The organism is Mitsuaria sp. CC2 (assembly GCF_048957715.1).
Taxonomy (GTDB): domain Bacteria; phylum Pseudomonadota; class Gammaproteobacteria; order Burkholderiales; family Burkholderiaceae_C; genus Roseateles.
In genome coordinates, this window is sequence record NZ_JARVXN010000009.1 from 23,126 (window position 1) to 44,606 (window position 21,481).

The 21,481-nt window shown below is 69.2% G+C and carries 22 protein-coding genes and 1 pseudogene; 5 read left to right on the forward strand and 18 right to left on the reverse strand.

Going from position 1 to position 21,481, the window contains the following annotated elements:
• Window positions 1-62: 62 nt before the first annotated feature.
• The 4 genes from PV762_RS05350 to PV762_RS05365 all read right to left on the reverse strand — a co-directional run bounded on the left by PV762_RS05350 (window position 63) and on the right by PV762_RS05365 (window position 4,790).
• Window positions 63-590 carry a sigma-70 family RNA polymerase sigma factor gene (locus tag PV762_RS05350; RefSeq protein WP_421033992.1) on the reverse strand — a complete coding sequence of 176 codons (528 nt, stop codon included), beginning with the start codon at window positions 588-590 and terminating at the stop codon, window positions 63-65.
• A 1-nt stretch (window position 591) separates the two neighbouring features.
• Window positions 592-3,123 carry a TonB-dependent siderophore receptor gene (locus tag PV762_RS05355; protein WP_421033993.1) on the reverse strand — a complete coding sequence of 844 codons (2,532 nt, stop codon included), beginning with the start codon at window positions 3,121-3,123 and terminating at the stop codon, window positions 592-594.
• 93 nt (window positions 3,124-3,216) lie between these two features.
• Complete coding sequence (locus tag PV762_RS05360; protein WP_421033994.1) at window positions 3,217-4,260, reverse strand: DUF4880 domain-containing protein; 1,044 nt, start codon at window positions 4,258-4,260, stop codon at window positions 3,217-3,219.
• Window positions 4,257-4,790, reverse strand: coding sequence for a sigma-70 family RNA polymerase sigma factor (locus PV762_RS05365; RefSeq protein ID WP_421033995.1), 534 nt, complete (start codon window positions 4,788-4,790; stop codon window positions 4,257-4,259). Before PV762_RS05365 ends, PV762_RS05360 begins: the two co-directional genes overlap by 4 nt.
• A 279-nt stretch (window positions 4,791-5,069) precedes the next feature.
• On the opposite strand from PV762_RS05365, the gene PV762_RS05370 reads away from it, so the two are divergent.
• On the forward strand, window positions 5,070-5,693 hold the full coding sequence (locus PV762_RS05370) for a PEP-CTERM sorting domain-containing protein (RefSeq protein ID WP_421033996.1): 624 nt from the start codon (window positions 5,070-5,072) through the stop codon (window positions 5,691-5,693).
• A 93-nt stretch (window positions 5,694-5,786) separates the two neighbouring features.
• Here PV762_RS05370 and PV762_RS05375 read toward each other — a convergent pair whose 3' ends face one another.
• The 6 genes from PV762_RS05375 to PV762_RS05400 form a co-directional block, all read right to left on the reverse strand.
• The gene (locus PV762_RS05375; RefSeq protein WP_421033997.1) at window positions 5,787-7,400 is read right to left on the reverse strand and encodes a hypothetical protein; all 1,614 of its coding nucleotides are present in this window, start codon (window positions 7,398-7,400) and stop codon (window positions 5,787-5,789) included.
• 152 nt (window positions 7,401-7,552) lie between these two features.
• Entirely contained in the window at window positions 7,553-8,131 is a 579-nt protein-coding gene (locus tag PV762_RS05380; protein WP_421033998.1) for a DUF4337 domain-containing protein, read from the reverse strand.
• 52 nt (window positions 8,132-8,183) lie between these two features.
• On the reverse strand, window positions 8,184-8,690 hold the full coding sequence (locus PV762_RS05385) for a dihydrofolate reductase (protein ID WP_421033999.1): 507 nt from the start codon (window positions 8,688-8,690) through the stop codon (window positions 8,184-8,186).
• A gap of 101 nt (window positions 8,691-8,791) precedes the next feature.
• On the reverse strand, window positions 8,792-10,036 hold the full coding sequence (locus PV762_RS05390; protein WP_421034000.1) for a hypothetical protein: 1,245 nt from the start codon (window positions 10,034-10,036) through the stop codon (window positions 8,792-8,794).
• Window positions 10,037-10,047: 11 nt separating this feature from the next.
• Complete coding sequence (locus PV762_RS05395; RefSeq protein ID WP_421034001.1) at window positions 10,048-10,350, reverse strand: antibiotic biosynthesis monooxygenase family protein; 303 nt, start codon at window positions 10,348-10,350, stop codon at window positions 10,048-10,050.
• Window positions 10,347-12,083 carry an FAD-dependent oxidoreductase gene (locus PV762_RS05400; RefSeq protein WP_421034002.1) on the reverse strand — a complete coding sequence of 579 codons (1,737 nt, stop codon included), beginning with the start codon at window positions 12,081-12,083 and terminating at the stop codon, window positions 10,347-10,349. The genes PV762_RS05395 and PV762_RS05400 overlap by 4 nt, the downstream gene beginning before the upstream one ends.
• Before the next feature lie 90 nt (window positions 12,084-12,173).
• Here PV762_RS05400 and PV762_RS05405 point away from each other — a divergent pair, with 90 nt between their 5' ends.
• Window positions 12,174-12,983, forward strand: a complete 810-nt coding sequence (locus PV762_RS05405; protein ID WP_421034003.1) for a LuxR C-terminal-related transcriptional regulator — start codon at window positions 12,174-12,176, stop codon at window positions 12,981-12,983.
• Window positions 12,980-13,903, forward strand: a complete 924-nt coding sequence (gene ppk2, locus PV762_RS05410; protein WP_421034004.1) for a polyphosphate kinase 2 — start codon at window positions 12,980-12,982, stop codon at window positions 13,901-13,903. Before PV762_RS05405 ends, ppk2 begins: the two co-directional genes overlap by 4 nt.
• A gap of 188 nt (window positions 13,904-14,091) precedes the next feature.
• On the opposite strand, the pseudogene PV762_RS05415 reads toward ppk2, so the two are convergent.
• The 7 genes and pseudogenes from PV762_RS05415 to PV762_RS05445 form a co-directional block, all read right to left on the reverse strand.
• Window positions 14,092-14,286, reverse strand: a pseudogene (locus PV762_RS05415) (hypothetical protein); the annotation flags it as partial.
• A 68-nt stretch (window positions 14,287-14,354) separates the two neighbouring features.
• Window positions 14,355-14,906, reverse strand: coding sequence for a tetratricopeptide repeat protein (locus PV762_RS05420; RefSeq protein WP_421034005.1), 552 nt, complete (start codon window positions 14,904-14,906; stop codon window positions 14,355-14,357).
• A gap of 172 nt (window positions 14,907-15,078) precedes the next feature.
• Window positions 15,079-16,428 (reverse strand): glutathione-disulfide reductase, encoded by a 1,350-nt coding sequence (gorA, locus tag PV762_RS05425; RefSeq protein ID WP_421034006.1) that lies wholly within the window; start codon window positions 16,426-16,428, stop codon window positions 15,079-15,081.
• A gap of 247 nt (window positions 16,429-16,675) precedes the next feature.
• Window positions 16,676-16,903, reverse strand: a complete 228-nt coding sequence (locus PV762_RS05430; RefSeq protein WP_421034007.1) for a DUF3606 domain-containing protein — start codon at window positions 16,901-16,903, stop codon at window positions 16,676-16,678.
• Window positions 16,904-17,020: 117 nt separating this feature from the next.
• Entirely contained in the window at window positions 17,021-17,770 is a 750-nt protein-coding gene (locus PV762_RS05435; protein WP_421034008.1) for a sugar nucleotide-binding protein, read from the reverse strand.
• A gap of 81 nt (window positions 17,771-17,851) precedes the next feature.
• A complete protein-coding gene (locus PV762_RS05440) occupies window positions 17,852-18,283 on the reverse strand; it encodes a BLUF domain-containing protein (protein WP_421034009.1) in 432 nt (143 codons plus the stop codon).
• 56 nt (window positions 18,284-18,339) lie between these two features.
• The gene (locus tag PV762_RS05445) at window positions 18,340-18,825 is read right to left on the reverse strand and encodes a response regulator (protein ID WP_421034010.1); all 486 of its coding nucleotides are present in this window, start codon (window positions 18,823-18,825) and stop codon (window positions 18,340-18,342) included.
• A 242-nt stretch (window positions 18,826-19,067) separates the two neighbouring features.
• Between PV762_RS05445 and PV762_RS05450 the strand changes: the two genes are divergently transcribed.
• Window positions 19,068-19,577: a thermonuclease family protein gene (locus PV762_RS05450; RefSeq protein ID WP_421034011.1), complete on the forward strand. Its 510-nt coding sequence runs from the start codon at window positions 19,068-19,070 to the stop codon at window positions 19,575-19,577.
• 50 nt (window positions 19,578-19,627) lie between these two features.
• On the opposite strand, the gene PV762_RS05455 is transcribed toward PV762_RS05450, so the two are convergent.
• The gene (locus tag PV762_RS05455) at window positions 19,628-20,311 is read right to left on the reverse strand and encodes a phosphoribosyltransferase (protein ID WP_421034082.1); all 684 of its coding nucleotides are present in this window, start codon (window positions 20,309-20,311) and stop codon (window positions 19,628-19,630) included.
• A gap of 139 nt (window positions 20,312-20,450) precedes the next feature.
• Here PV762_RS05455 and PV762_RS05460 point away from each other — a divergent pair, with 139 nt between their 5' ends.
• Window positions 20,451-21,470: a Ku protein gene (locus PV762_RS05460; protein ID WP_421034012.1), complete on the forward strand. Its 1,020-nt coding sequence runs from the start codon at window positions 20,451-20,453 to the stop codon at window positions 21,468-21,470.
• Window positions 21,471-21,481 lie beyond the last annotated feature (11 nt).

Consider the following 21,481-nt stretch of genomic DNA (forward strand, 5'->3'; position numbering starts at 1 on the left):
GAGAACCTGCGATCCGAGGGGCTACTCCACGTGGCTGGTCCGAGTGGGTGAGCCGAGCCGCCTCAGCGCGGACGACCGAGGTCCGGGCAGCGGGCCAGGGCCCGCACGGCGTCCTGCACCATGGCGTTCACGAGCGCAGTGGACACGCCCAGTCGTTGCGCCACTTCTTGCTGCGTGTGGCCGTGCACGCGATGCAGCACGAAGGCCTGGCGCGTGCGCGCGGGCAGCCGGCTCAGGCAGCGCTCGACGCACTGCAGGAGCTGCCGGCCGATCGCCTGGTGTTCGGGCGTGCCGGTCCCGGCTTCGAGGTCGTGGCCCTCGTCCTCCTCGCCGAGCAGCTGCTGTTCGGTCTTGCGGCGGCGCAGGTGGTCGATGCAGAGGTGCTGCACGACCCGCATGCAGTAGGCCACCGGCTGCTGAACGCCGGACGGCGGGGTGCTCTGCATCAGTTTCATGTAGGCCTCCTGCATCACGTCGTCGGCGAGGTCGCGATCGCCCATCCAGCGCCACGCCGCGCGCTTGAGCAGCGGGCGGTGGGCGATGAAGTCGGCGACGACGGGGTGCGGGGACGGCGACAGCGGCGCCGTCATGTCAGAGCTTCCAGTTCAAGGTGAGCTGGCCGTTGCGTCCGGCGCCGTGCAGGCTCTGGTCCCAGTAGAGGCTGGCCAGGTACTTGCGGTCGGTCACGTTGTTGATCAGCAGATGCGCGCTGAGCCGATCGCTGAAGTCATAGCGCGCCATCAGGCCCAGCACCGCATAGCCGGGCTGCCGGGCGACGATGTCGGCGCCGTCCGGCGCGGTCTGCGTGCCGTTGATGCGGTGGATGCCGCTCTGCCAGCGCAGCGTCGCGCCGAGCTTGAGCTGAGGCAGCGCGGGCACGCGGTAGCGCGCCGACAGGCGCGCGGTGCGACGCGGGATGAAGGTGCGGGCGTCGGCGCCCGCGGCGTCTTCCAGGCGCAGTTGCGTGTAGCCGGCCGTCAGGTCCCAGTCGGGACTCAGCCGACCTGCCATCTCGAGCTCGAATCCGGTGGACGCCGCATCGATGCGGCGGTAGTACGAGAACCCGCCGTCGGTGTCGAAGCCGGCGTACTCGGCCAGGTTGTCCTGTTTGGTGCGGAACACGGCGACCGAGCCGTTCAGCTCGCCGTTGAGCCACTCGCCCTTGGCGCCGGCCTCGACGTTGCTGCCGGTGATGGGCCCGAGCAGCGACTGGCGCGCGTCGACCTGCGTCTGCGGATTCACGATCCTGGTGTAGCTCGCGTAGAGCGAGTGGTGCGCGTCGATGTCGACGACGGTGCCGACGTAGGGCACGGTCTCGGCTTCCTTGTAGACCCGCGGCACCGCGCGGAAGCCCAGCCCCTCGCTGCGCATGCGGGTGTGGTTGAGGCCGAGCAGCAGCTTCCACGGATCGGCCAGGTTCAGCCGCGTCATCGCGTAGATCGACTCGCGCCGGTTGACGAAGTCGGCCGAGCCCGTGCCGCCGTCCCAGGCCGGTTCAGGGTAGCTGCCCCAGCCGTCGGGCGCCGTGATCGCCGTGCCGTTGCCGGCGCCGCGCTGGTAGGACGCCTCGTTGTGGACACGCGCCGTGTTGATGCCGACCACCGCGTCGTGGCGGCGTCCCGCCAGTTCGAAGGGGCCGGAGGCGCTGACATCGACCAGCGCCTGGGTTTCGTCGGTCACCTGCGTGGAGAGCCAGCTCTCCGTGCCGGTTCCCGTCGCGCGGTCGGGCAGGGCGCCCGAGATGCTGAAGAGCCTGCCGTCGGCGCCGAGCTTGCGGTAGCTCGCCATCGCCTTGGCGTTCCAGCCGTTGCCCAGTGCGTGCGCGAGCTCAACCAAGCCCGTCGTGTCGGTGTTGTCCCAGTGTGACCAGCGCGGCGCCGCGGCGGTCGAGCGCGGGTAGTCGGTGGGAGAGCCGTCCGCGTAGTTCAGCGGCAGGCCGCCCCAGGCCGTGCCTTCGGGGCGGTTGGCCTGCCGCGACACGCCCAGCGTCAGCGTCGTGCGCGGCGCGAGCGTGGCCTCGAGCAGCCCCGCCACCAGGTTCTTGCTGAGCGCATAGTTGTCCATGAAGGACTCGTTGCGCTGGGCCATGACGATGGCGCGACCTCGCAGCGTGCCGGACTCGTTGAGCGGGCCGGAGACGTCGCCCTCGGCGCGCTGCTTGTCCCACGAGCCGATCGTGAGGCCGAACGACGCCTGGAAATCCGCCGTGGGCCGCTTGCGCACGTAGTTCACCGTGGCTGCGGGATTGCCGGTCGACGACAGCAGGCCGTTGGCGCCGCGCAGCACCTCGACGCGGTCGTAGAGCGCGGTGTCGATGTCGCCGAGCTGGTCGCCGTTGGTGAACGGCATGCCCACGCCGTCGATCTGGAAGTTGGAGATGTCGAAGCCGCGGGCGTTGAAGTAGGTCCGGTCCGTTTCGACCACGTCGACCGAGACACCGGTGGTGCTGGCGAGCACGTCGTTGGCGTTGAGCAGGCCGAAGTCGTCCATGCGGGCGCGGGTGACGACGGTGACGGACTGCGGCGTCTCGCGCGGCGAGAGCGCCAGCCGCGTGGCCGTGCTCGAGGCGGGCGCGCCGTAGCGGTCGGTCGTCTCGCTCGCCGCCAGGCCGTTGCGGGCCTTGATCCGAACCGCCGGCAGGGTGCCCGACGGCATCGTCGCCGCCTCATCGGCCGTCGCGCGCTCGACGACGAAGCTGCCGTCGGCCTGGGCCACCGCCTTCAGCGGGGTGTCGCCCAGCAGGCTGCGCAAGCCGGCGTCCACCGTGTAGGTCCCGCTCAGTCCGGCGCTTTGACGGCCCTCGACGAGCTTGGGATCGAAGGAGAGCAGGACGCCGGCGCTGCGGGCCAGCCGGGTGAGCGCCAGGTCGAGCGGGCCAGGCGGGATGTTGAAGCTGCGTGCGGCCGATGCCGTCGATGCCGTCGATGTGGCTGCACCGCCGGCGCCCTGTTGCGCGAGCACGGAGGCTGGCACGAGCGGCAGGGCGAAACACGCGGCCAGGCTGGCAGCGGACAGGGACGAGCGCTTGAACAAGGTCTTCGGAGAAGCGCAAGAGGCGGAGGACGCGGGGGACGCGGGGGACGCGGCGCAGGCAGGGTCGGCGCTGAGGCGGCGGGCGGTCATGGAAACCTTTCGTCAGATCGGGGGTGGTTTTCCTGTGAACCGAACGAGCCGCCGGAAACTGCAGTCCCTTCTCAAAAATTTCTCAAGACAGTGTCACCGCGCCTCCAAGGTCACCCACCAGGACGTCCGCGCGCGCGCCCGGACCGGCAGGGTGCGCTGGATCGCGGCGACCACGCGGTGGAGGTCGTCGACGGGGAACACGCCCGAGATGCGCAACCTGGCCACGGCCGCGTCGCAGCGCAGCCAGCCGCGGCGGTAGCGCGAGAGCTCCGCGGCCAAGGCCGCGAGCGGCATGTCGCGCGCCACGATCAGCCCGTCGACCCAGGCGCCCGCGCCGCCGTCGGCCGCCTCGGCGGCGCCGGCGCCGCGGGCGTCGAACGTCCATTGACGACCCGCCACGAGTCGCCGGCTGGCAAGTTGACCGTGGCCGGGGCTCACGTCGACCCAGCCCTCCAGCGCCTGCACGAAGGTCTGCGCGGCGAGTTTTCGCACGATGAAGCGGCCTTCTTCCGCCTGGATCCTGCCCTGCGCCGTGCGCACGATGAGAGGCCTGGCCTCAGCACTGCCAGCGCCGTGACCGGCGTGGCGGGCGCATTCGATCAACACCTCGCCGGCGAAGAGGTCCACGCAACGCTCGTGCCCATCCATGCGCACATCCAGCGCCGTGGCCGTGTTGAGATGCAGCACGCTGCCGTCCGCCAGCGCCAGCCGCCGACGCTCGCCCACGCTGGTCCGGTGCGAGGCGGCGAGGCTTTTCCAGCCGCCGTCAGGGGCGCTCGCGAGTCCGATGCCCGCGGTTCCGACCACCAGCGCCAGGCCCTTGAGCAGGGAACGGCGACGCGGCGCGCGCTCGCGGTCGAGTTCGAGTTCGAGTTCGAGTTCGAGTTCGAGTTCGAGTTCCCGTGCGGCCGCGAGCGCGTTGCGCGCCAGCGAGGGCGGCAGGACTTTCAGCCGCTGGCTGAACCCGCTGAGCGTGGCCCAGGCCTGCGCATGTTCCGGTCGCTCGTGCCGCCAGTGCTCGCAGGCCGCGTGGTCCTGGGCGGTCGCGCCTCCCGACTGGAGCTTGACCATCCACGCCACCGCGACCTCGACCACCGCCGGGTGCAGGTCGCCTGCCGCCGGGCCGGAGTTCGTCATTGCAGCGACAAGCCTTGCCGTGCCTGGTAGCAGGCGCTGAACGCCTTGGTCATGTACTGCTGGACGGAACTGAGCGACACGCCGAGTTCCCTGGCGATCTCGCCGTAGGGCAGGCCGTCGATCTGGGACAGGAGGAAGGCCTGCTGGACCTTGGCGGGCAGCCCGCGCAGCACCGCGTCGACTTCAACCAGCGTCTCCAGCATGACCTGCTGGTCCTCGATCGACGGCGTTTGGTCCTGTGCGATCAGCGAGAGCGCCTCGAGGAACGCGCGTTCGAGCGCCGCCCGGCGCAGGTGGTCGACCATCAGGCCGTGGGCGATGGTGCTGAGCAACGCCTTGCCGCCGCCCACCTCGGCTTGCCAGGTGAGCGCTTCCCGCCGCACCAGCACGCGCGTGAAGGTGTCGTGCGCCAGGTCGGCCGCATGGTGGGGGCATCCGAGTCGTCGGCGCAACCAGCCGACCAGCCACTGGTGATGGCCACGGTAGAGGTGGCCCACGTCGTTGAGCTGGAGGGTGTGCGTGTCTTGCATGGAGCGGCTCGAAAGGCGACCTGCGTGTCGTTTCCAAATAAAAACGATTCGCATTTACGCACAAACGACCGCCGCAGGTCAATGAATGGACCTCACGCCGGAACGTGAACTAGGTCACGGCAAGTGGCGTGCCCGAAGTGTCGAATTTGTTTACGTTCATGTCCCTAGTATTAGGGGTGCCCGAGAAATATCGATACAAATCAATGGGTTGCAAAATTGGCACAAGGGTTGCTATTTGTGTTTCATCAACAATCAGCCGACCTCCCCGTCGCCGACATCATGAAAAGCAAGATTGCCACCCTGTTCGCTACCCTCGCCGTCGCCGGCGCTGCCCAGGCGGCCCCGACCTATCTGCCGGTGGGCGCACAGACCAACGTCAACATCAACAACGTGCTGAACGGCGGCTGGACGCAGTGCTACGTCGGCACGATGGCCCAGGCCATCGGCAGCGCCGCGCAGAACGTCCTGAGCGCCTGCACCGGCGACTACCTGATGATGGCCGGCCGCGTCACCGGCTCCAACACCCTGCTGTCTCTGGCCGCCGCGCTGCGCAGCGAAGCCATCTTCAATACCGGCTCGAACACCAACAACACCCATGTCGCCAATGGCGCGAACTGGTACTTCTCGGCCAACTGGTCGTGGGGCTTCACCGCGCTGAACGACGCCGTGAACCTGAATTCCTGCGATTACCAGAACAGCAGCCCGATGAGCATGTGCCTGCACACGCTCGACGGCGTCGGCGGCTATCGCATCAACGACATCGTCGACCTGAATGGCAGCACCGCCTATCAGAAGATCTTCTTCCAGGCTTCCGCCGCCCAAGTGCCGGAACCCGCCACCCTGGCGCTGGCCGGCCTGGCGCTGATCGGTGTCGTCGCCTCGCGCCGTCGCAAGTCGGCCTGATCGACCGCTCCTGAAGGAAAGCCCCGCGGCTCGCGCCGCGGGGCTTTCTTGTTTCTGGGCCTCGGCGCCTCAGCGCTTGACCGTTTCAGCGTTTCAGCGCAGCCGCTCCGTGGCGCTGCGCTGCGAGGGCCACTCGCTGTGCCCGGTCGGCTTGAAGTTCTCGATCTGCGAGAAGGTCTTCAGCCGCTGCTCGTCGGTCTTGCGCATGGCGCGCGAGACCGAATCCTTCACCGTGTCGATCAGCGTCGTGATGGTCTTGCTGTCCTGGACCGTGTAGGCGTCGTAGTTGCCGGTGCTGCGGTCCAGCGTGAAGGTGCGCGACTTCTGGTAGCTGGCGTCGAGTTCCTCGGTCTGCGCTTGCGTGACCGAACGTCCGCCTGTCGCGGTGCTGGGTCGGTCGGCGGTCGTCTGGCTGATCTTGTAGTCGGTGTGGCCGGCTTCCTGGATGCTGCCGATGCGGCTGGTGCGCTGCGAGTCGGCGCTGAAGTCCGCCTTGAAGTCGGCCAGGCCGCTCTGCAGCGACTGCACCTGCGAGCGCAAGCCGTCGCTCATCGACGGCGTGACCGGTGCCACTTCGTCCGGACCGCCCTTGGCGAGGGTGGTTGCGATGGTCGCGGCGCTCCCGGTGCTGGCCGGCGCTTCGTCGACCGGCGGCGCCTGCAACTGCTGGAACGCGTCCTTGAAGGACTTCGTCATCGCCGCGTCCGCGTGTGCGCGATCGGCGGCGGCGTCGATCTGCTTGAGCAGTTGATCGATGGCGGATCGGCGCTGGCCGTTGTTCGAAGCGCCCGTGGGCGGCGTGGCGTCGACTTCGAGGTTCATCTCGCCGCTGGTCGTACGCATCGTCACCGACTTCGTGTCCGTGCCCAGCTGGAGCGAGAACGCCTGCAGCTTGCCGGGGACGTCGGCGGACGCGTTCGGGTGCTCGATCTCGAGATCGAGTCCGGTCAGCACGCCGCTCCGGTCGAAGGCCGTCAGCCCGGACAGGTCGAGCGTCGGCGCGCCTTCGCCGAGGCCCTCGAGCGCTTGATCGAGCCCGTCGCTCAGGGCGGAGAGCGCCTGACGCTCCGCGCTGCTGAGCGCGCCGGAGCTCTTGATCCCGACCTGCAGGCCGCGCGTGCCGCCCTGGTCGCCGTTGTTCACGCCGATCTTGAGCTCGACGGTGTGGCCGGAGCGCGTCTGGATCTTGAGGCTCACCTCGGCGGCGTTCGTGCTGACGCCACCGAGGGCCTGTTCCTGAAGCGCGGCTGCTGCGGCGGCCGTCGCGGCGGCGTCGGTGCCCTCGACGGTACCGGTGGCGCCGGCGGCATCGACGCCCGGCACGTAGTCGGCGAGGGTCTGCTGGTAGGCCGTGCCGGTGTCTGCGAACTGCTTCAGCAGTCCGCCGCCCAGTCCGCGCCAGCGGTCGGACAGCGTGAGCGCGTCCTTGCCGCTGTTGCGGGTCATCAGTTCGCTGAGGCCGTCGTCGCGCGCGTTGGCCCAGAAGCGTTGGGGCCCGAAGCCGGGTGTGCTGGGTCTGGCGTAGACGAGGGCGCTGGCGGACGTCGCGTCCAGCGTGACGCGCGTGGGCGCGGATGCCGCGGCGGCTGTCTTGGCGGCGGCGCCCGCAGCCTGCGCGCTCACGCCCGCGGGGCGGTAGGTCGAGGTCGTACGGCTGGCCGCGATGCGGTCCAGCACGCCCGCGCCGGTCGAGGTGATGAGGGTCATGACGAAGCGCCTCCCTGGCGGCTTATCCCGCGGTGCTCTGAAGGCGTGGCGGTGATCCCTTCGCTATCGACCCATCGCCGGGAAACTTGAGCGTCCTCCCCCGACGGAGCGAGCACCTTAGGCGGCGCTCCGGCGCTCCGGCGCCCAGGTCTTCAGAAGTGCAGCCAGGCCGCGATCCCCAGACCGACGCCGATGGCGCCGGCGCCGAAGGTGGCGTATTCCATCCAGCGGCGTTTCGTCAGCAGCGCGATGGCGGCGAGCGCGATGGCCACCTGCAGCGCCGTGGTGGCCTGCGCCCAGCGGTGGTGGAGGTGCAACTGCTCGTCGCTCTGGTGGTCCCACGCCTTGGATTCGGCCTCGAGCTTCTCGGCCTGGACCTTGATCTCGTTCTTCTCGGTCTCGTAGCGGGCGATCTTCTCGCGGTACCTGGCCTTCTGCTCCTCGCCGGGGGTCAGGTCGAGCGCGAACTCGGCCAGGTTCTGCTTGCTGCTCTTGGCCTGGAAGTAGTTCCAGCGGTTGGCGGCCTCGGTCTTGGTGATGGCGGCGTTGTTCTTGAACAGCCCCGCGTTGGCTTGCGTGGCGCCGCCCATGTAGGAGAAGCAGGCGCCCAGCGTGGCCAGGATCGCGGTGATCACCGCCAACTGGCCGGCGAGCCCCTTGGGCTCGTGCTGCGCGGCGTGTTCAAGTTCGTGGTCGTGCGGGCCGTGGACGTGGAAATGGTTGCCGGACATGGTTCGGGATCGGTGAAGGAGGAGGTGCCGCGGCGCGAGGCCGCGGAAGAACTCAGCCGCGTCGCTCGTAGCGAACGAAGTCGTAGTCCCAGTCGTGGCCGCGCTCGGCGGGGCTGTGGTGGCGTTCTCTGCGCACTTCGGCGAAGACGGCGGGGTCGACGGCGGGGAAGAAGGCGTCGGCGTCGAAGGCGGCGGCGATCTCGGTGAGTTCGAGCGCGTCGGCGCGGGGCAGGGTGAGGTCATACACCTGGGCGCCGCCCATGACGAACACGGCCTCCTCCGGTGCGCAGGCGGCGAGGGCGTCGTCCAGCGTCGCGAAGACTTCCGCGCCGGCGAGCGCCAGTCCTGGCTGGCGCGACAGCACGAGGTTGCGGCGCTGGACCAGCGGCCGGAACTTCGCGGGGATCGAGTCCCAGGTCTTGCGTCCCATGATGACGGTGTGACCGATCGTGAGCGCCTTGAAGCGCGCCATGTCCTCGGGCAGTCGGACCAGCAGTTCGTTGTCGCGGCCGATGCCGCGCGCGCGATCGAGGGCGGCGATGAGGGTCAGGTGAGGCATGGGGACGTCGGAGAGGCCGGTTCAGCGTGCAGGAAGAGTGTGCAGGAAGAGCGTGCAGGGACAGAGTGCAGGACCAGAGTTCTGGAGCAGCGGGCAGGAGTTTAGGCCGGCTCCGCCTCTTCGTGGACCGTGCGACCTGTGCGGACCGTGCGGTCGGCGGTGTCCGGTGCCCAGCCGACGTCCGAAGGCGCCTCGACCAACGCTGCCGCGTAGGCGCCGAGCCCGATGCCGAAGACGGACCGCGCGGCCTCGGCGCCGGCATCGTCCAACGTCCCTGCGGCGCTCAGGAAGGCGAGGAAGGCGTCCCAGTCGCGCGCCATCTGCTCGACGATGATCCGCGCCAGTTCGTAAGAGAGCAGGGCGCTGTTCTCCTCCGTGCTCAGGAACGAGTCGCCGGTCCAGAACGCCTGGATCCGGTCGGGGTTCCAGTGGTCGAGGTGCATCGCGTGCAGCTCGTGCGGCGTGTAGAGCGAGCCTTGCGGCCCGGCGACACGTCGCTCGGTGTTGACCGCCACGCCTTCGTCGAGCCAGCGCGGCAGCTTCAGGTGGGCCAGGGCGGCGTGCGTCATCTCGTGCGCGATGATGGGCTCGATCTGCTGGAGATGACCGCGCACGACCACGAAGTGCGGGCAGCCCGCGTCGATGAACATGCCGCTGGACGTGGAGAACTCGCCGTCCGGGTGGTAGATGGACACGTAGCGGTAGTACGCGTCCTCGTCATCGAGCACCAGCAGGATGCTGCGGTGACCGCCGGGGAAGTGCGCGACCTGGCCCAGAAGGCGCTGGATGCGCGCCCGTGCGGTCGAGACGTAGTCCGCCGTGCGGCGCGCACGCTTGTCGTCAAGCGAGGAGAGGAGGAAAGCCTCGTCGGTGACCAACAGCCCCATCTGCGGCCCCAGCTGTTCGCGTAGGTGCAGCAGCCAGGCGTGTCGGCCGCGTTCGATGGCGTCGGCGCGGACGGCTGCGGCGGCGGTGTCGGCGCCGTCGTCCGCCGCGGGCGCCCATGCGGCCAGCGCCTGCCAGTCCAGGATCGGCAGGCCATTGCCCTGTTGCAGATGCTCGACGAGCGGAAACTCGCCGCCCTGGGGCGACGTCAGCGCGGTCGGCGGCGGCTCGTACTCGCCGCTCCGGTCACGCGGCGACCCGCCCTCGGCGACGCTTTCGGCGGTCGCGCGCGACGGCATGTTCCCCAAGGCCATGAATGCGCCGAAGTACGGCACCAGCCAGATCGACGCGATGAGCAGTCGCTGGGGCAGATGGACCAGCTTGCCGATCGTCAGCACGCGCCGGGTGGCGAAGAGATTGAGCGCGAGCCACAGGCCCGCCAGGGTGGCGATCTCGAACATGTCCGGGATTCTCAGCCCGCCGCCCCGGGCACCGACTCGTAATGCGACACCACCGGAAACGGGTCGTAAAAGTGGTGCAGCAGCGCCCGCCAGTCCTCGTACTGCGGCGACTTGCGGAAGCCGACCTCGTGGTCCTCGAGCGTGCGCCAGCGGACCAGCAGCAGGTACTCGCCGGGCCGCTCCACGCAGCGCTGGAGCTCGTGGCCCAGGTAGCCGGGCATGGACGCGATGATGGCCTGCGCCTGCAGGAACGCGGCTTCGAACCGGGACTCGTAGCCGGCGCGGATCGGGAGCGGGGCGACTTCAAGGATCATGGGGACCTCCGGGGCCGCATTCTCGCCAGACATTGATGAATCTGTGCGACGACCGCCGCGCCTTCGCCGATCGCGCCGCCGACCCGCTTCACCGACCCGGAGCGCACGTCCCCGACCGCGAACACGCCGGGGACGCTGGACTCCAGCGGCGCGGGACCGCTGTCGATCTGCCACTCCAGGTCAGCGGCCAGCGTCGGGTCCGCCCGTCGCTGCGCACGCCGCACGTCGGTGCCCGTCAGCACGAAGCCCTTGTCATCGGACAGCACCGGGCAGCCCGCGAGCCAGTCCGTCTCCGGCTCGGCGCCGACGAAGAGGAAGACGTTGCGCGTGTCGCGGCGCGATTCGGTGCCGGTGCGGCCGCAGCGCCAGGTCACCGCCTCCAGGCCGCGCAGCGGGTCGCCGTGCAGTTCGGTGATTTCCGTGAACGGGCGCAGCTCGATGTTGGACGTCGCCTCGAGGCGGTCGATCAGGTAGCGCGACATGCTGTCGGCGAGACCCGGCCCCCGCACCAGCACATGCACGCGCGAGGCGTGCTCGGACAAGAACACCGCCGCCTGTCCGGCCGAGTTGCCGCCGCCCACCAGCACCACCTCGGTGTCCACGCACAGCGGCGCCTCCAGCGCCGAGGCCCAGTACCAGATGCCGCGGCCTTCGAAATCGTTCAGGCGCGGCACCGCCAGGCGGCGGTAGCGCGCGCCGCTGGCGATGACGGCCGTGCGCGCGCGCAGCGTGCGTCCGTCGGTCAGGGCGATGAGGAGCTCGCCCTCCGGCCCTTCGCGCGCGCAATCCAGCGACCGCACCTCGGTGGGGATCAGCAGTTCGGCGCCGAACTTCTCGGCCTGCACGCAGGCGCGGCCGGTCAGCGCCCCGCCGGAGATGCCGGTCGGGAAGCCGAGGTAGTTCTCGATCCGCGCGCTGTTGCCGGCCTGGCCGCCGTAGGCACGGCGGTCCAGCACGACCACCTTGAGGCCCTCCGACGCCGCGTACACCGCCGTCGCCAACCCGGCCGGGCCCGCGCCGGCGATGGCGACGTCGAAAAGCTCCTCGCGCGGCTTCTCGTCCACCATGCCGATGCAGCGCGCCAGCGTGGCCTCGGGCGGATTCACCAGCACCGCGCCGTCGGGGCAGACGGCCACCACGTCGCCGGGTGCGGCGCCGTATTCCTCGATCAGCGCGGCCGCCGCCGCGTCCTGGGTCACGTCGACGACGCGGTACGGCTCCCCGTTGCTGTGCAGGAAGCTCTGCAGGCGCAGCAGCGCGGCGGCGTTGGGCCGGCCGATCAGCACCGGTCCGCTCGCGCCCGATTCGATCAGCCCCACGCGGCGCAGGATCATCGCCCGCACCAGGCGTTCGCCCAGGTCGGCTTCCGCGATGATCAGCGCGCGCAGCTGGCTGGGCGGGAGCAGCAGCGTCTCGACCGTGTCCACCGCGACCGCGTCCACCAGCGAGGGCTTGCCCGACATCGCCGCCAGCTCGCCCGAGAAGTTGCCGCGCGTGTGCTGGATCAGCGGCGTGGTGTTGCCCATGCCGTCGCGGTGGCACACCTCCACCGTGCCGCCGAGGATCAGGTAGAGCCCCGGCCCCGGCTTGCCCGCGCTGAGCAGCGTCTGCCCGGGCTGGAAGGTCTGCGGCGTGCCGAAGCGCTGCATGCGCATCATGTCGCAGGCGCTCAGCCGCGGGTACATCTGATGGCGCCGGGTTTCCAGCGAGTGGTGGGAGGCTTCTGCGTTCATGGCGTGTCCCCTGCGTCGGTGCGCGGGTTGGTTGCGGTACCGCCCGTGGCGGACTTACATTGGGCCGGGAGTCTTGAGAGGCGCGCGACCATGTCCCATCTTGGACCGACCTTCATCCAGATCGTCCACGAGGAAGCCCTGACCTGCGCGGGATGCGCGGCGGTGCTGGGCGACCGGACCGACTTCGCGGCGGCGATCTGCAGCCTGTCGCACGCGGTGCGCATCGTGTCCGGCGAGTCGCCCGAGCGCTGCGACGTCCTCATCGCCGACTACACCAGCGCGCTGGCGCTGGCCCTGACCGCGCGGCAGGTGGCGCGGCGCCACGGCGCCCACGCGCCGGGTCGATGTCCGCGCATCCTGGTGCTGACGGCGATGGACCGGGAGTGGGACGTCCGCGCCGCGATGGAGGCGGGCGTGCACGGCTACCTGCTGCAGCGATGCCGGCCCGAGCAGCTGGCCGAGGCAGTGGACGCGGTGATGCTGGGCGTGCGGTTCGTGTCGGTGGAACTGGCATCCAAGCTCGCGCACAGCCTGACGCAGGACCGGCTCACCAAGCGCGAGATGGACGTGCTGGTGGCGATGTCCACGGGCGCGTCGAACAAGGACATCTCGCAACGCCTGGGCATCACCGACGCCACCGTCAAGACGCATGTGCGCGCGATCCTCAGCAAGGTGGGCGCTGGCGCGCGCACCGAGGCCGTCGCGATCGCCGCGCGCAGCGGATTGACCGCGCGGCCGTCGCCTGGCGACGGACTGCTGCGCCTTCACCGGCACCTGCGTGCCCAGCCACACTTGGGAGGAGGCCGGGCACCGGGCGCGTGCGGGGAAGGGCTCGTCACGTCGCCGTCACCTCACGGGAGGATGATGGGAGCTTCTGAAATTCCGCCCCTGCCGACATGAGCTCAGCCACCGACCGCGACGATCTCGTCGAACGCATCCGCCGCGACCTGCAGGACGGCTACGACGAGGAGCTGGAGCTGGAGCTGGAGGACCGCCACGTCGACGAGGCGCTGCGCGCGCTCGACGAGAGCGATTCCGGCCAGGCGCACGGCGAGCGCATCGCCTACTTCAAGCACCTGTTCCGCCTGCAGCGCGAGCTGGTGAAGCTGCAGGACTGGGTGCACCACACGAAGCAGAAGGTCGTGATCCTGTTCGAAGGGCGCGACGCCGCGGGCAAGGGCGGGGCAATCAAGCGCATCACGCAGCGGCTCAATCCGCGCGTCTGCCGCGTGGTGGCGCTGCCCGCGCCCAACGACCGCGAGCGCACGCAGTGGTACTTCCAGCGCTACGTCCCGCACCTGCCGGCGGCCGGCGAGATCGTGCTCTTCGACCGCAGCTGGTACAACCGCGCCGGCGTGGAGCGCGTGATGGGCTTCTGCGAGGAGGACGACGTCGAGGAGTTCTTCCGCTCGGTGCCCGAGTTCGAGCGCATGCTGGTGCGTTCCGGCATCACGCTGATCAAGTACTGGTTCTCCATCAGCGACGAGGAACAGCACCTGCGCTTCCTGGGCCGCATCCACGATCCGCTCAAGCAGTGGAAGCTGTCGCCCATGGACCTGGAGTCTCGCCGGCGCTGGGAGGACTACACCCGCGCCAAGGAAGTGATGCTGGACCGCACGCACATCCCCGAGGCGCCGTGGTGGGTCGTCGCCGCCGACGACAAGAAGCGCGCGCGGCTGAACTGCATCCAGCATCTGCTGGACCAGTTCCCGTACCACGAGGTCGAGCGCCAGGAGATCCGTCTGCCGGGTCGCGAACGCCACGAGGACTACCAGCGCCACCCGGTGCCGGAGTCGATGTTCGTGCCTGCGAAGTACTGAGCAAGCCGGGCTCAGCAGCGCTCGGCGAGCGCCACCGCATCAGGACCGGCGACGCGCCGGAGTGGGCGGAGAAGTTCGAGCCGGGCCCGTAGCCGGGCTCGACCAGGCTGGTTCCCCAATGCTCCGCGCGCAGGCGGGGGGAATCACCGCCTGGCAAATCGCCATCGTTCCGAAGGTGTTGGTCTCGCGAGGCCGTCGCTGAAGCCGGCGGCGATGGCACCGAGGCCGGCGATGAGCGCGGCGTTCCAGAGCGCCGCGCCGAGGGAGGCATAACGCGCGCCGGCCAGCTGGGTCTTGAGCAGCCGTGGGATGACGAAGAGCGCGATGCCGAGTTTGGCCATCGGCGCCCAGCCGTAGGCGACGGCGTTGCTCGCCGCAGTCCTCGTTGACGGGCGGATGATCGCGCCGTCCAGACGGTTCGGGAGGAGGGATTACGTCACGTCGTCGGGCATCAGCTCAGACGCATGTTGGATTGGTTCTCGTCGACCAGGCGGCGATACACGCGGAAGTGGGCGGCGGAGGCGCGCGGCTCGCCGAGCTGCTCACACAACGAGCCCAGGCGGTAGTGCGCTTCGGCCAGGGCCGGGTTGAGGTCGAGCGCCTGCTCGAAGGCGGCGATGGCCAGGGGGAGGCGTCCAGCGCTCTCCTGGACCTTGCCGGCGAAGAAGTACAGCGAGGCGATGTCGCTGCACCAGCCGACGGCCTGGTCGATCAGCTCCAGTGCGTCGTCGTGACGGCCCTGGCGGCTGAGCAGCGAGGTCAGCTGCGAGAAGGCCTCGATGTGGCACGGGTCGTTGGCGATGGCCTGACGGTAGCCCGCTTCGGCCGCGGCCTCGTCGGTGGTTTCGGTCAGCGCGGCCAGCACCACCAGGGCGTCCAGTGCGGCATTGCTCAGACCGCGCGCCGAGCTGTGCAGCTCGACGTCCTCCACGCGTTGGGCGGGACGCGAAGAGGCGATACGGAGGAGGATGTCGGCGGCGGAGATCGGCGGGTTGGTGGTCATGGCAGTTCTCGGATGGATTGCCGTGAATGGTGCCGAGGGTCGGGACTTGCCTCTGCCGGAGAGCGGTGGGAGTGCGTGTAGGACAAGAGGAAGCCTCCGGGCGGAGATCGCCGACCCCACCGCCGACCCCACCGCCGATACCGCGCCAATACCGCGCCGATACCCCACGTTCTCACTTGAGCGTGACGAGCTCTTCCGCGATGGTCGGATGCAGGGCGACGGTGCTCCGGAAGTCGCTCCACGTCGCGTTCGCCTTCAGGGCGACGGCGATGAACTGGATCATCTCCGCGACGCCGTCGCCGAGCAGGTGCACACCCACCACGCGGTCGGTCGCGTCATCGACCAGCACCTTGAAGAAGACCTGATCGCGCGAGCCGGCGAAGGCCTGCGCCATCGAGCGGAAGCGGGTCTTCAGCACGCGCAGGCGAGGGTAGTGCGTTCGCGCTTGCCGCTCGGTCATGCCCACGACGCCGATCTCGGGCGTGGTGAAGACGGCGGTCGGGACCAGCGCGTAGTCGATCTCCGGCGATTCGATGCCGCCGAAGTGCCGGTCCGAGAACGCCTGGCCCTCGCGGATGGCCACCGGCGTCAGGTTCAGGCGGTCGGTGACGTCGCCGATGGCGAAGATCGAGGCGACCTTGGTGCGACCGCCGGGGCCGACGACGATGGCGCCCTTGTCGTTGACGGCGATGCCGGCCGCGTCGAGCCCGAGTCCGTCGATGTTCGGGCGACGGCCGGTGCTGAGCAGGACGGCATCGACCTCGAAGGAGCGGCCGCCGGTCGTTGTGACGCGCAAGGCCGTGCCTGCCCGTTGCAGTTGTTCGATGCGGTCATCGAAGACCAGATCGACGCGGCGCAGGGACAGGTGCTCGCGCAGCGTGTCGGCGATCTCGTCGTCGAAGCCGCGGAGCAAGGCCGGGCCGCGCACGAGCTGGGTCACCTGACTGCCCAGGCCGGCGAAGACGCCCGCGAACTCGACGGCGATGTAGCCGCCGCCGACGATGAGGAGGCGGCGCGGCTGCTCCGTCAGATGGAAGAGCTCGTCGGACGTGATCGCCAGCTCGACGCCGGGGAAGTCGGGGCGGGCGGGCGCCGCACCGGTGGCGATGAGGATGCGCCCGGCCGTCACGATCTGGCCGCTGCTGCGCAGGCGCACGGTGTGGGCGTCCAGCAGCGCGGCGTGTTCCGGGAAGGTCTGAACGCCCGAGCCCTGGAGGTTGCGCTCATAGACGCTCTCCAGGCGGCTGATCTCGGTGTCCTTGTGATTGATCAACGCGTTCCAGTCGAAGCTCGCCGCCGGCGCGTCCCAGCCGAAGGCTTCGGCGGACCGGATCGCATCGGGGATGCGGCTCGCGTAGACCATCAGCTTCTTGGGCACGCAACCGCGGTTGACGCAGGTGCCGCCGAAGTTGGCGCCCTCGGCGATGCCGACGCGTGCGCCATGGTGGGCCGCGACCCGGGCGGCGCGGGCGCCGCCGGAACCCGCGCCGATCACGAAAAGATCAAAGTCGAACTGCTGCATACGTCCATGGCCCGGCGGTTGATCCGGGCACGTCTATCGATATGACAGCGTAACGGCGTGCGCTCCGAACATCTACAGGGAGCGGGGGAACAGGCCATTGTCCCGGCCGGAACAATGCTTCGCCAAGATGGCGGCGAAGGACATCTGGTCCCGATTGCGCATACACCGTGTTCTTCGCCATAGGCCGATTGAGATCCGGCGCGCCGGCGTCACTGGATGACTGTCCCTCACGGGCAGTCTCCGCGGCTCAGATCGCCTTCTTGGTCTGCTCCGCGTTCGTCGTGGAGCGAGAGCCCTTCAGGAACTCTTCGACGTCGCTGGCATTCGCGCCCACGTGCTTGACCGCATCCCGGATCTGGTCGGGCGAGACGGCGAGCTTCCTCGCCCAGGTCTGGACCTGGTTGTCGTCGGCGATGTCGATGCTGGAAGCGGCGGGGCCGCCGGCGGGTGCTGCAAAGCTGGCTTCTTCTGACATGAGGAACTCCTTGGGAAAGGCAGGGCGCTTGTTCGGGGACTCCCGTTGCGTTGCACAAGGGGAGGCAAGGCGCTCGCCTGGACGTTCCTCGCGTGCCCGCTCAGCCAGCCCCTCCGCTCAACTCAAATGCACGCTCAATGGCGGCAGCATCGACCCACCGTTCTCGTTCACGAGCCGCTGGTCATGCAGGTAGTCCTGCGTCACCTCGACCACCCAGTCGCGCTCGAACTTCTTTCCCAGGTTCAGGACGAGTTGGTCGAAGGTGAGCGCCTCCAAGGCGTTGCTGTCCAGATGAACGGGCCCGCCGGTGCCTTCCTGGACGAGATCGCAGAGCGCCGCCGCGGTGTCGGACATGAACGAGCACGCCGGCCGCCAGGCGGAACTCGCGCGTATGCGCCCATCCCGGGCGTGCTGCTCATCCAGGTGGCGGAGCATGTTGTTGCCGACCGCATCCGCCGCGATCTGCCACCCGATGCGGGCCACCGTCGCCGACGGATCGGCCGTCAGCACTGCGTCCTCGCATCGGATCTTGTACTGCCCGTAGTCGTCCCTGGCGGTCCGCGGGTCGTCCGGCCGATGAGGTCCGACCGACGACGCGTCGAAGACCATCGCGGTGCTCACGAAGACCATGGCCGCGCCATGTCGTCTGGCGAAGTCCGCCAACTGCCCTGCCCAGCACTCCGACCCCATCGCCAGATGGACGATCGCATCCGGCGCCTCGGCGCGCAGGAAGGCGAGGGCGGCGGCGTCATTGGCCGGGTCGATCGCCCTGCGGTCCCAGCCCACGACGTCCCAGTCTCGCGTTTGCGCTTCGCGGTGGACCCAAGGCGCCACGGTGCCGTTCAGTCCGGTGATGAGGAGCTTCATGTGCGGTGACCATCGTTGACTGTTGACACCCCCGACTCTGCCACGTCACTTGCGCGTCGCTCGCAGCCCGCCCCCGCCGGTTCAGGACGCCAGCGCCATCCCCCGCATCGCGGCGGGGGAGAGGTACGGGTCTTCCGTGTACTGCAGGCGCATCTGCTCCAGCAGGGCGCGAGCGACGGTTCCCCCTTCATTGGCCTCGATGGCCAACTGGGCGGCCCGGTCGTCGACGAGGAGCTGCATGCGCCAGCGGTCGAACAGCCGGAGCGCGATGGGCTCGTCCAGCAGGAGCCGCAGGCCGACGTGCCGGTCGTCCTGCTTGATGCGGGCCAGGGTGCGCTCCACGTCCGCGACCGGCCCTTCCAGGACCTGCGCGAACACCCCCGGCCCGATGGCGAGAGCCCCGGTGAGGTCGAGCCGCCGGTTGTTGATCTGCGCGACGGCCACGATGTGCGTCAGTTCCCGATCGGTGACGCCTTCGGTGATCGAGGAGACGTACAGGATTCGGCGGAGCATTCAGACCTCATGTGTTGACCGCGAAGGATAAGGGCGTGGCCAGTCGCCGCTGGCCGTCAGAGCTCGGCGATCTTGAGCGTCGAGCGCGTCGGCGGAGTCGGCGCATCCGCGATCACGACTAGCGCCTGCACCAGGCGGTCCAGGTCGTGGATCTTGTCGTAGTAGCCGTCGATGCCCGCCGCGAGACACAGCGGCCCCAACACGCTCTCGTCCCCGCAGGTGACGGCATATGCCGTGCCTTGGAATCCGATGGCCCGCAGCCGCTCGATCGCCGAGAACCCGTTGCCGGTGGGCAGGGTCAGGTCGGTGAGGATGACGTCCGGCCTGCAGAGACCCGCGGCCATGACGGCCTGGTCTTCATGCTCCGCCTCTCCCACGACGGCAGCACCCGGCACGCGGCTCAGGTGCTCGTGGAGCCGCTGCCGGAACGAGGAAGAAGCGTCGATCAGCAGAATTCGCATTTTCTTGGTCAGCGGCCGCCTGCCCTTCCGGCCGCACAAGCAAAAAAAGTAGCCCGATCCGCTTGCGCGGTCGGGCGTCATCGACCGGGGTCGACCCCGTTCAGGGAGGAAAACGGGGACGTGGACACCGCTCATCACGGCGTATCAACGTGAAATGAATTTTGCATTTTTATCATTTGTTCGGATGCCGGTAAATCCATCAAACGCCTGTCGGGAAATGACTTACAAACCGGGTCCCGTCGCCCATCCGCAGCGTCATGTCCGTTCTCTCCGGTAGATGCCTTTCGCAGATCCTCCCGTTCTCTTCGCTGCACGCAGGCCTGATGGCCGTCCTCCTGTGTGGCTGGCTCGGCACCGCCGGCGCAGCGACGCTTCGCGGCGAAGTCGTCGGTCTCGCTGACGGCGACACGCTGACCGTGCTCGACAACGATCGCCAGCAGCACCGCGTGCGCCTGGTGGGCATCGATGCGCCGGAGAAGCGCCAGGCCTTCGGGGAGCGGTCGCGCCAGCATCTCTCGGCGCTGGTGTTCCGGCAGGAGGTGGCGGTGGATTGGAAGAAGAGAGACCGCTATGGCCGCATCCTCGGCGTGGTCCGCGTGCGTTCGGTCGATGTCGGCCAGGCTCAGTTGAGAGCGGGGCTGGCCTGGCACTACAAGGCCTACGCGCGGGAGCAGCCGGTCGAGCAGCGCGCCCTGTATTCGGACGTGGAGCTCGATGCCCGACGTGCGCGGCGCGGACTGTGGAGCGAGGCTGCTCCGACGCCGCCGTGGGAGTTCAGACGCAGCAAGGGGAGCGGCGCCAGAACGCCCGCGGAACATCAGGCGTCCCGTTGATGTGCCGTGGCTTGCCCACGCACGGTGCAGTGATGATGCCGCGAGACTCGCTACAGGGAGTGAACTGACAGGGGGATCGTCGCGAGCAAGCACCGGACCTCTTCATCCGTCGTCTGCTCGAACCGCTCATACCACTGCCCGACCGAGCGGAATCGCTCCGGCGTGCGCGCGCAGAGGACCTCGTCGGCATCCTGCGAGATCAGGTGGCAGGTTTCCCTGGAGGACACGGGCACCGCGACGATGATGCGCGCCGGTCGCATCTCGCGCAGGGCCTGGGCGCCGGCGCGCATCGACGCGCCCGTGGCCATGCCGTCGTCCACCAGGATCACCTGGCGGCCCGCGATGGGCGGCATCGGCCGGTCGCCGCGATAGAGCTTCTCACGACGGTGCAGTTCGCGCGTCTCCGCGCGGGTCACGAGGTCGACCGCCGAATAGCTGATCGCCAGCTGCTGCAGCACCTGCGTGTTGAGCACCCGCACATCGCCCGAGGCGATCGCGCCCATCGCGTATTCGGGCTGGCCGGGCAGTCCGAGCTTGCGCACGACCAGGATGTCCAGCGGCGCATCCAGGACGCGGGCGATTTCCGCCGCGACGGGCACGCCGCCGCGCGGCAGCGCCAGCACCGTGACGTCGTCGCGATGTGCGTAGGCCTTCAGCCGATCGGCCAGTTGCCGGCCCGCATCGCGCCTGTCCGCGAAACGCCTGTCGGCGCGTTCGGCAGGTTCAGCAACCATCAGCGAACGGGAGGCGGGCGACGTGTCCATGCCCGCAGCGGAGCAAGCCGGATGCCCGCTTCCAGTGCGCGCGCCGCGCCGCGACAGGCGCGTGATTTGCCGAAGAGTCGATTCCATCGGATCCGTCGTCGAGGTTGCCATGCCCAGCAGAACCAGCGCCACGTCTTCCCGGAGCGCCCGCAAGGCGGCGCCGCGTACCGGCTCCGCCAGTCCGGCGGCCGCCAGCCGCCGGCGAGCGTCCAACGCCGATCGCGCATCGCCCGGCAGATCGTCGACGAAGGAGCGCGCCAAATCAGGCGACGCGGCGTCGACGCGCGGCGACAGCGACGACGCCCCGGCGGCCCGCCGCGCCATCTGGAAAGGCGCGATCAGCTTCGGCCTGCTGCACGTGCCGGTCTCGCTGTATCCGGCCTCGCGCGACCAACGCGTCGATTTCGACTGGCTCGACAAGCGGACCATGGACCCGGTCGGCTACAAGCGCATCAACAAGCGCACCGGCAAGGACATCGACAAGACGCAGATCGTCAAGGGCGTGAAGCAGGAGAACGGCGACTATGTGCTGGTCTCCGACGACGAGATCCGCAAGGCCTATCCCACGACCACGCAGACCATCGAGATCGAGACCTTCGTCCCCGCCACGCAGGTGTCCTTCGTCTATCTGGAGAAGCCGTACTACCTGGAGCCGATCGGCAAGTCCGGCAAGGTCTACGCGCTGTTGCGCGAGGCGATGGCCGACGCCGGCCTGATCGCGATCGCGCGGCTCGTGATCCACAGCAAGGAGCACCTGGCCGCGCTGCTGCCCGCCGGGCCGGCGCTGATGATCGGGATGCTGCGCTGGGCCAACGAGATCCGGCCGTGCGACGACCTGAACCTGCCCGCCGAGGGCAAGTCCGCGCACGGCTTCAAGGCGGCGGAACTGCAGATGGCCCGCCAGCTGATCGACGAGATGAGCAACGACTGGCATCCCGAGGACTACCACGACGAGTTCACCGCCGCGATCCGCGGCCTGATCGCGCGCAAGGTCGACGAGGGCGAGACAGAGACGGTCACGCCGCTCGAAGCGGCGCCCGAGGACGCGGGCGAGGGCGGCAATGTCGTCGACCTCACCGAGCTGCTGCGACGCAGCCTCGGCGGCAAGTCGAAGAAGAAGGCGGCCTGAGCGTCGCGGCA

Coding starts and splice junctions, on each gene's coding strand:
- PV762_RS05460 (WP_421034012.1), top strand. CDS start 20,451: ATGCCCAGCAGAACCAGCGCCACGTCTTCCCGGAGCGCCCGCAAGGCG.
- PV762_RS05390 (WP_421034000.1), bottom strand. CDS start 10,036: ATGTTCGAGATCGCCACCCTGGCGGGCCTGTGGCTCGCGCTCAATCTC.
- PV762_RS05380 (WP_421033998.1), bottom strand. CDS start 8,131: ATGTCCGGCAACCATTTCCACGTCCACGGCCCGCACGACCACGAACTT.
- PV762_RS05445 (WP_421034010.1), bottom strand. CDS start 18,825: ATGACGCCCGACCGCGCAAGCGGATCGGGCTACTTTTTTTGCTTGTGC.
- PV762_RS05430 (WP_421034007.1), bottom strand. CDS start 16,903: ATGTCAGAAGAAGCCAGCTTTGCAGCACCCGCCGGCGGCCCCGCCGCT.
- ppk2 (WP_421034004.1), top strand. CDS start 12,980: ATGAGCTCAGCCACCGACCGCGACGATCTCGTCGAACGCATCCGCCGC.
- PV762_RS05365 (WP_421033995.1), bottom strand. CDS start 4,790: ATGCAAGACACGCACACCCTCCAGCTCAACGACGTGGGCCACCTCTAC.
- PV762_RS05355 (WP_421033993.1), bottom strand. CDS start 3,123: ATGACCGCCCGCCGCCTCAGCGCCGACCCTGCCTGCGCCGCGTCCCCC.
- gorA (WP_421034006.1), bottom strand. CDS start 16,428: ATGCAGCAGTTCGACTTTGATCTTTTCGTGATCGGCGCGGGTTCCGGC.
- PV762_RS05405 (WP_421034003.1), top strand. CDS start 12,174: ATGTCCCATCTTGGACCGACCTTCATCCAGATCGTCCACGAGGAAGCC.
- PV762_RS05385 (WP_421033999.1), bottom strand. CDS start 8,690: ATGCCTCACCTGACCCTCATCGCCGCCCTCGATCGCGCGCGCGGCATC.
- PV762_RS05360 (WP_421033994.1), bottom strand. CDS start 4,260: ATGACGAACTCCGGCCCGGCGGCAGGCGACCTGCACCCGGCGGTGGTC.
- PV762_RS05450 (WP_421034011.1), top strand. CDS start 19,068: ATGGCCGTCCTCCTGTGTGGCTGGCTCGGCACCGCCGGCGCAGCGACG.
- PV762_RS05455 (WP_421034082.1), bottom strand. CDS start 20,311: ATGGTTGCTGAACCTGCCGAACGCGCCGACAGGCGTTTCGCGGACAGG.
- PV762_RS05395 (WP_421034001.1), bottom strand. CDS start 10,350: ATGATCCTTGAAGTCGCCCCGCTCCCGATCCGCGCCGGCTACGAGTCC.
- PV762_RS05440 (WP_421034009.1), bottom strand. CDS start 18,283: ATGCTCCGCCGAATCCTGTACGTCTCCTCGATCACCGAAGGCGTCACC.
- PV762_RS05435 (WP_421034008.1), bottom strand. CDS start 17,770: ATGAAGCTCCTCATCACCGGACTGAACGGCACCGTGGCGCCTTGGGTC.
- PV762_RS05370 (WP_421033996.1), top strand. CDS start 5,070: ATGAAAAGCAAGATTGCCACCCTGTTCGCTACCCTCGCCGTCGCCGGC.
- PV762_RS05420 (WP_421034005.1), bottom strand. CDS start 14,906: ATGACCACCAACCCGCCGATCTCCGCCGCCGACATCCTCCTCCGTATC.
- PV762_RS05375 (WP_421033997.1), bottom strand. CDS start 7,400: ATGACCCTCATCACCTCGACCGGCGCGGGCGTGCTGGACCGCATCGCG.
- PV762_RS05350 (WP_421033992.1), bottom strand. CDS start 590: ATGACGGCGCCGCTGTCGCCGTCCCCGCACCCCGTCGTCGCCGACTTC.
- PV762_RS05400 (WP_421034002.1), bottom strand. CDS start 12,083: ATGAACGCAGAAGCCTCCCACCACTCGCTGGAAACCCGGCGCCATCAG.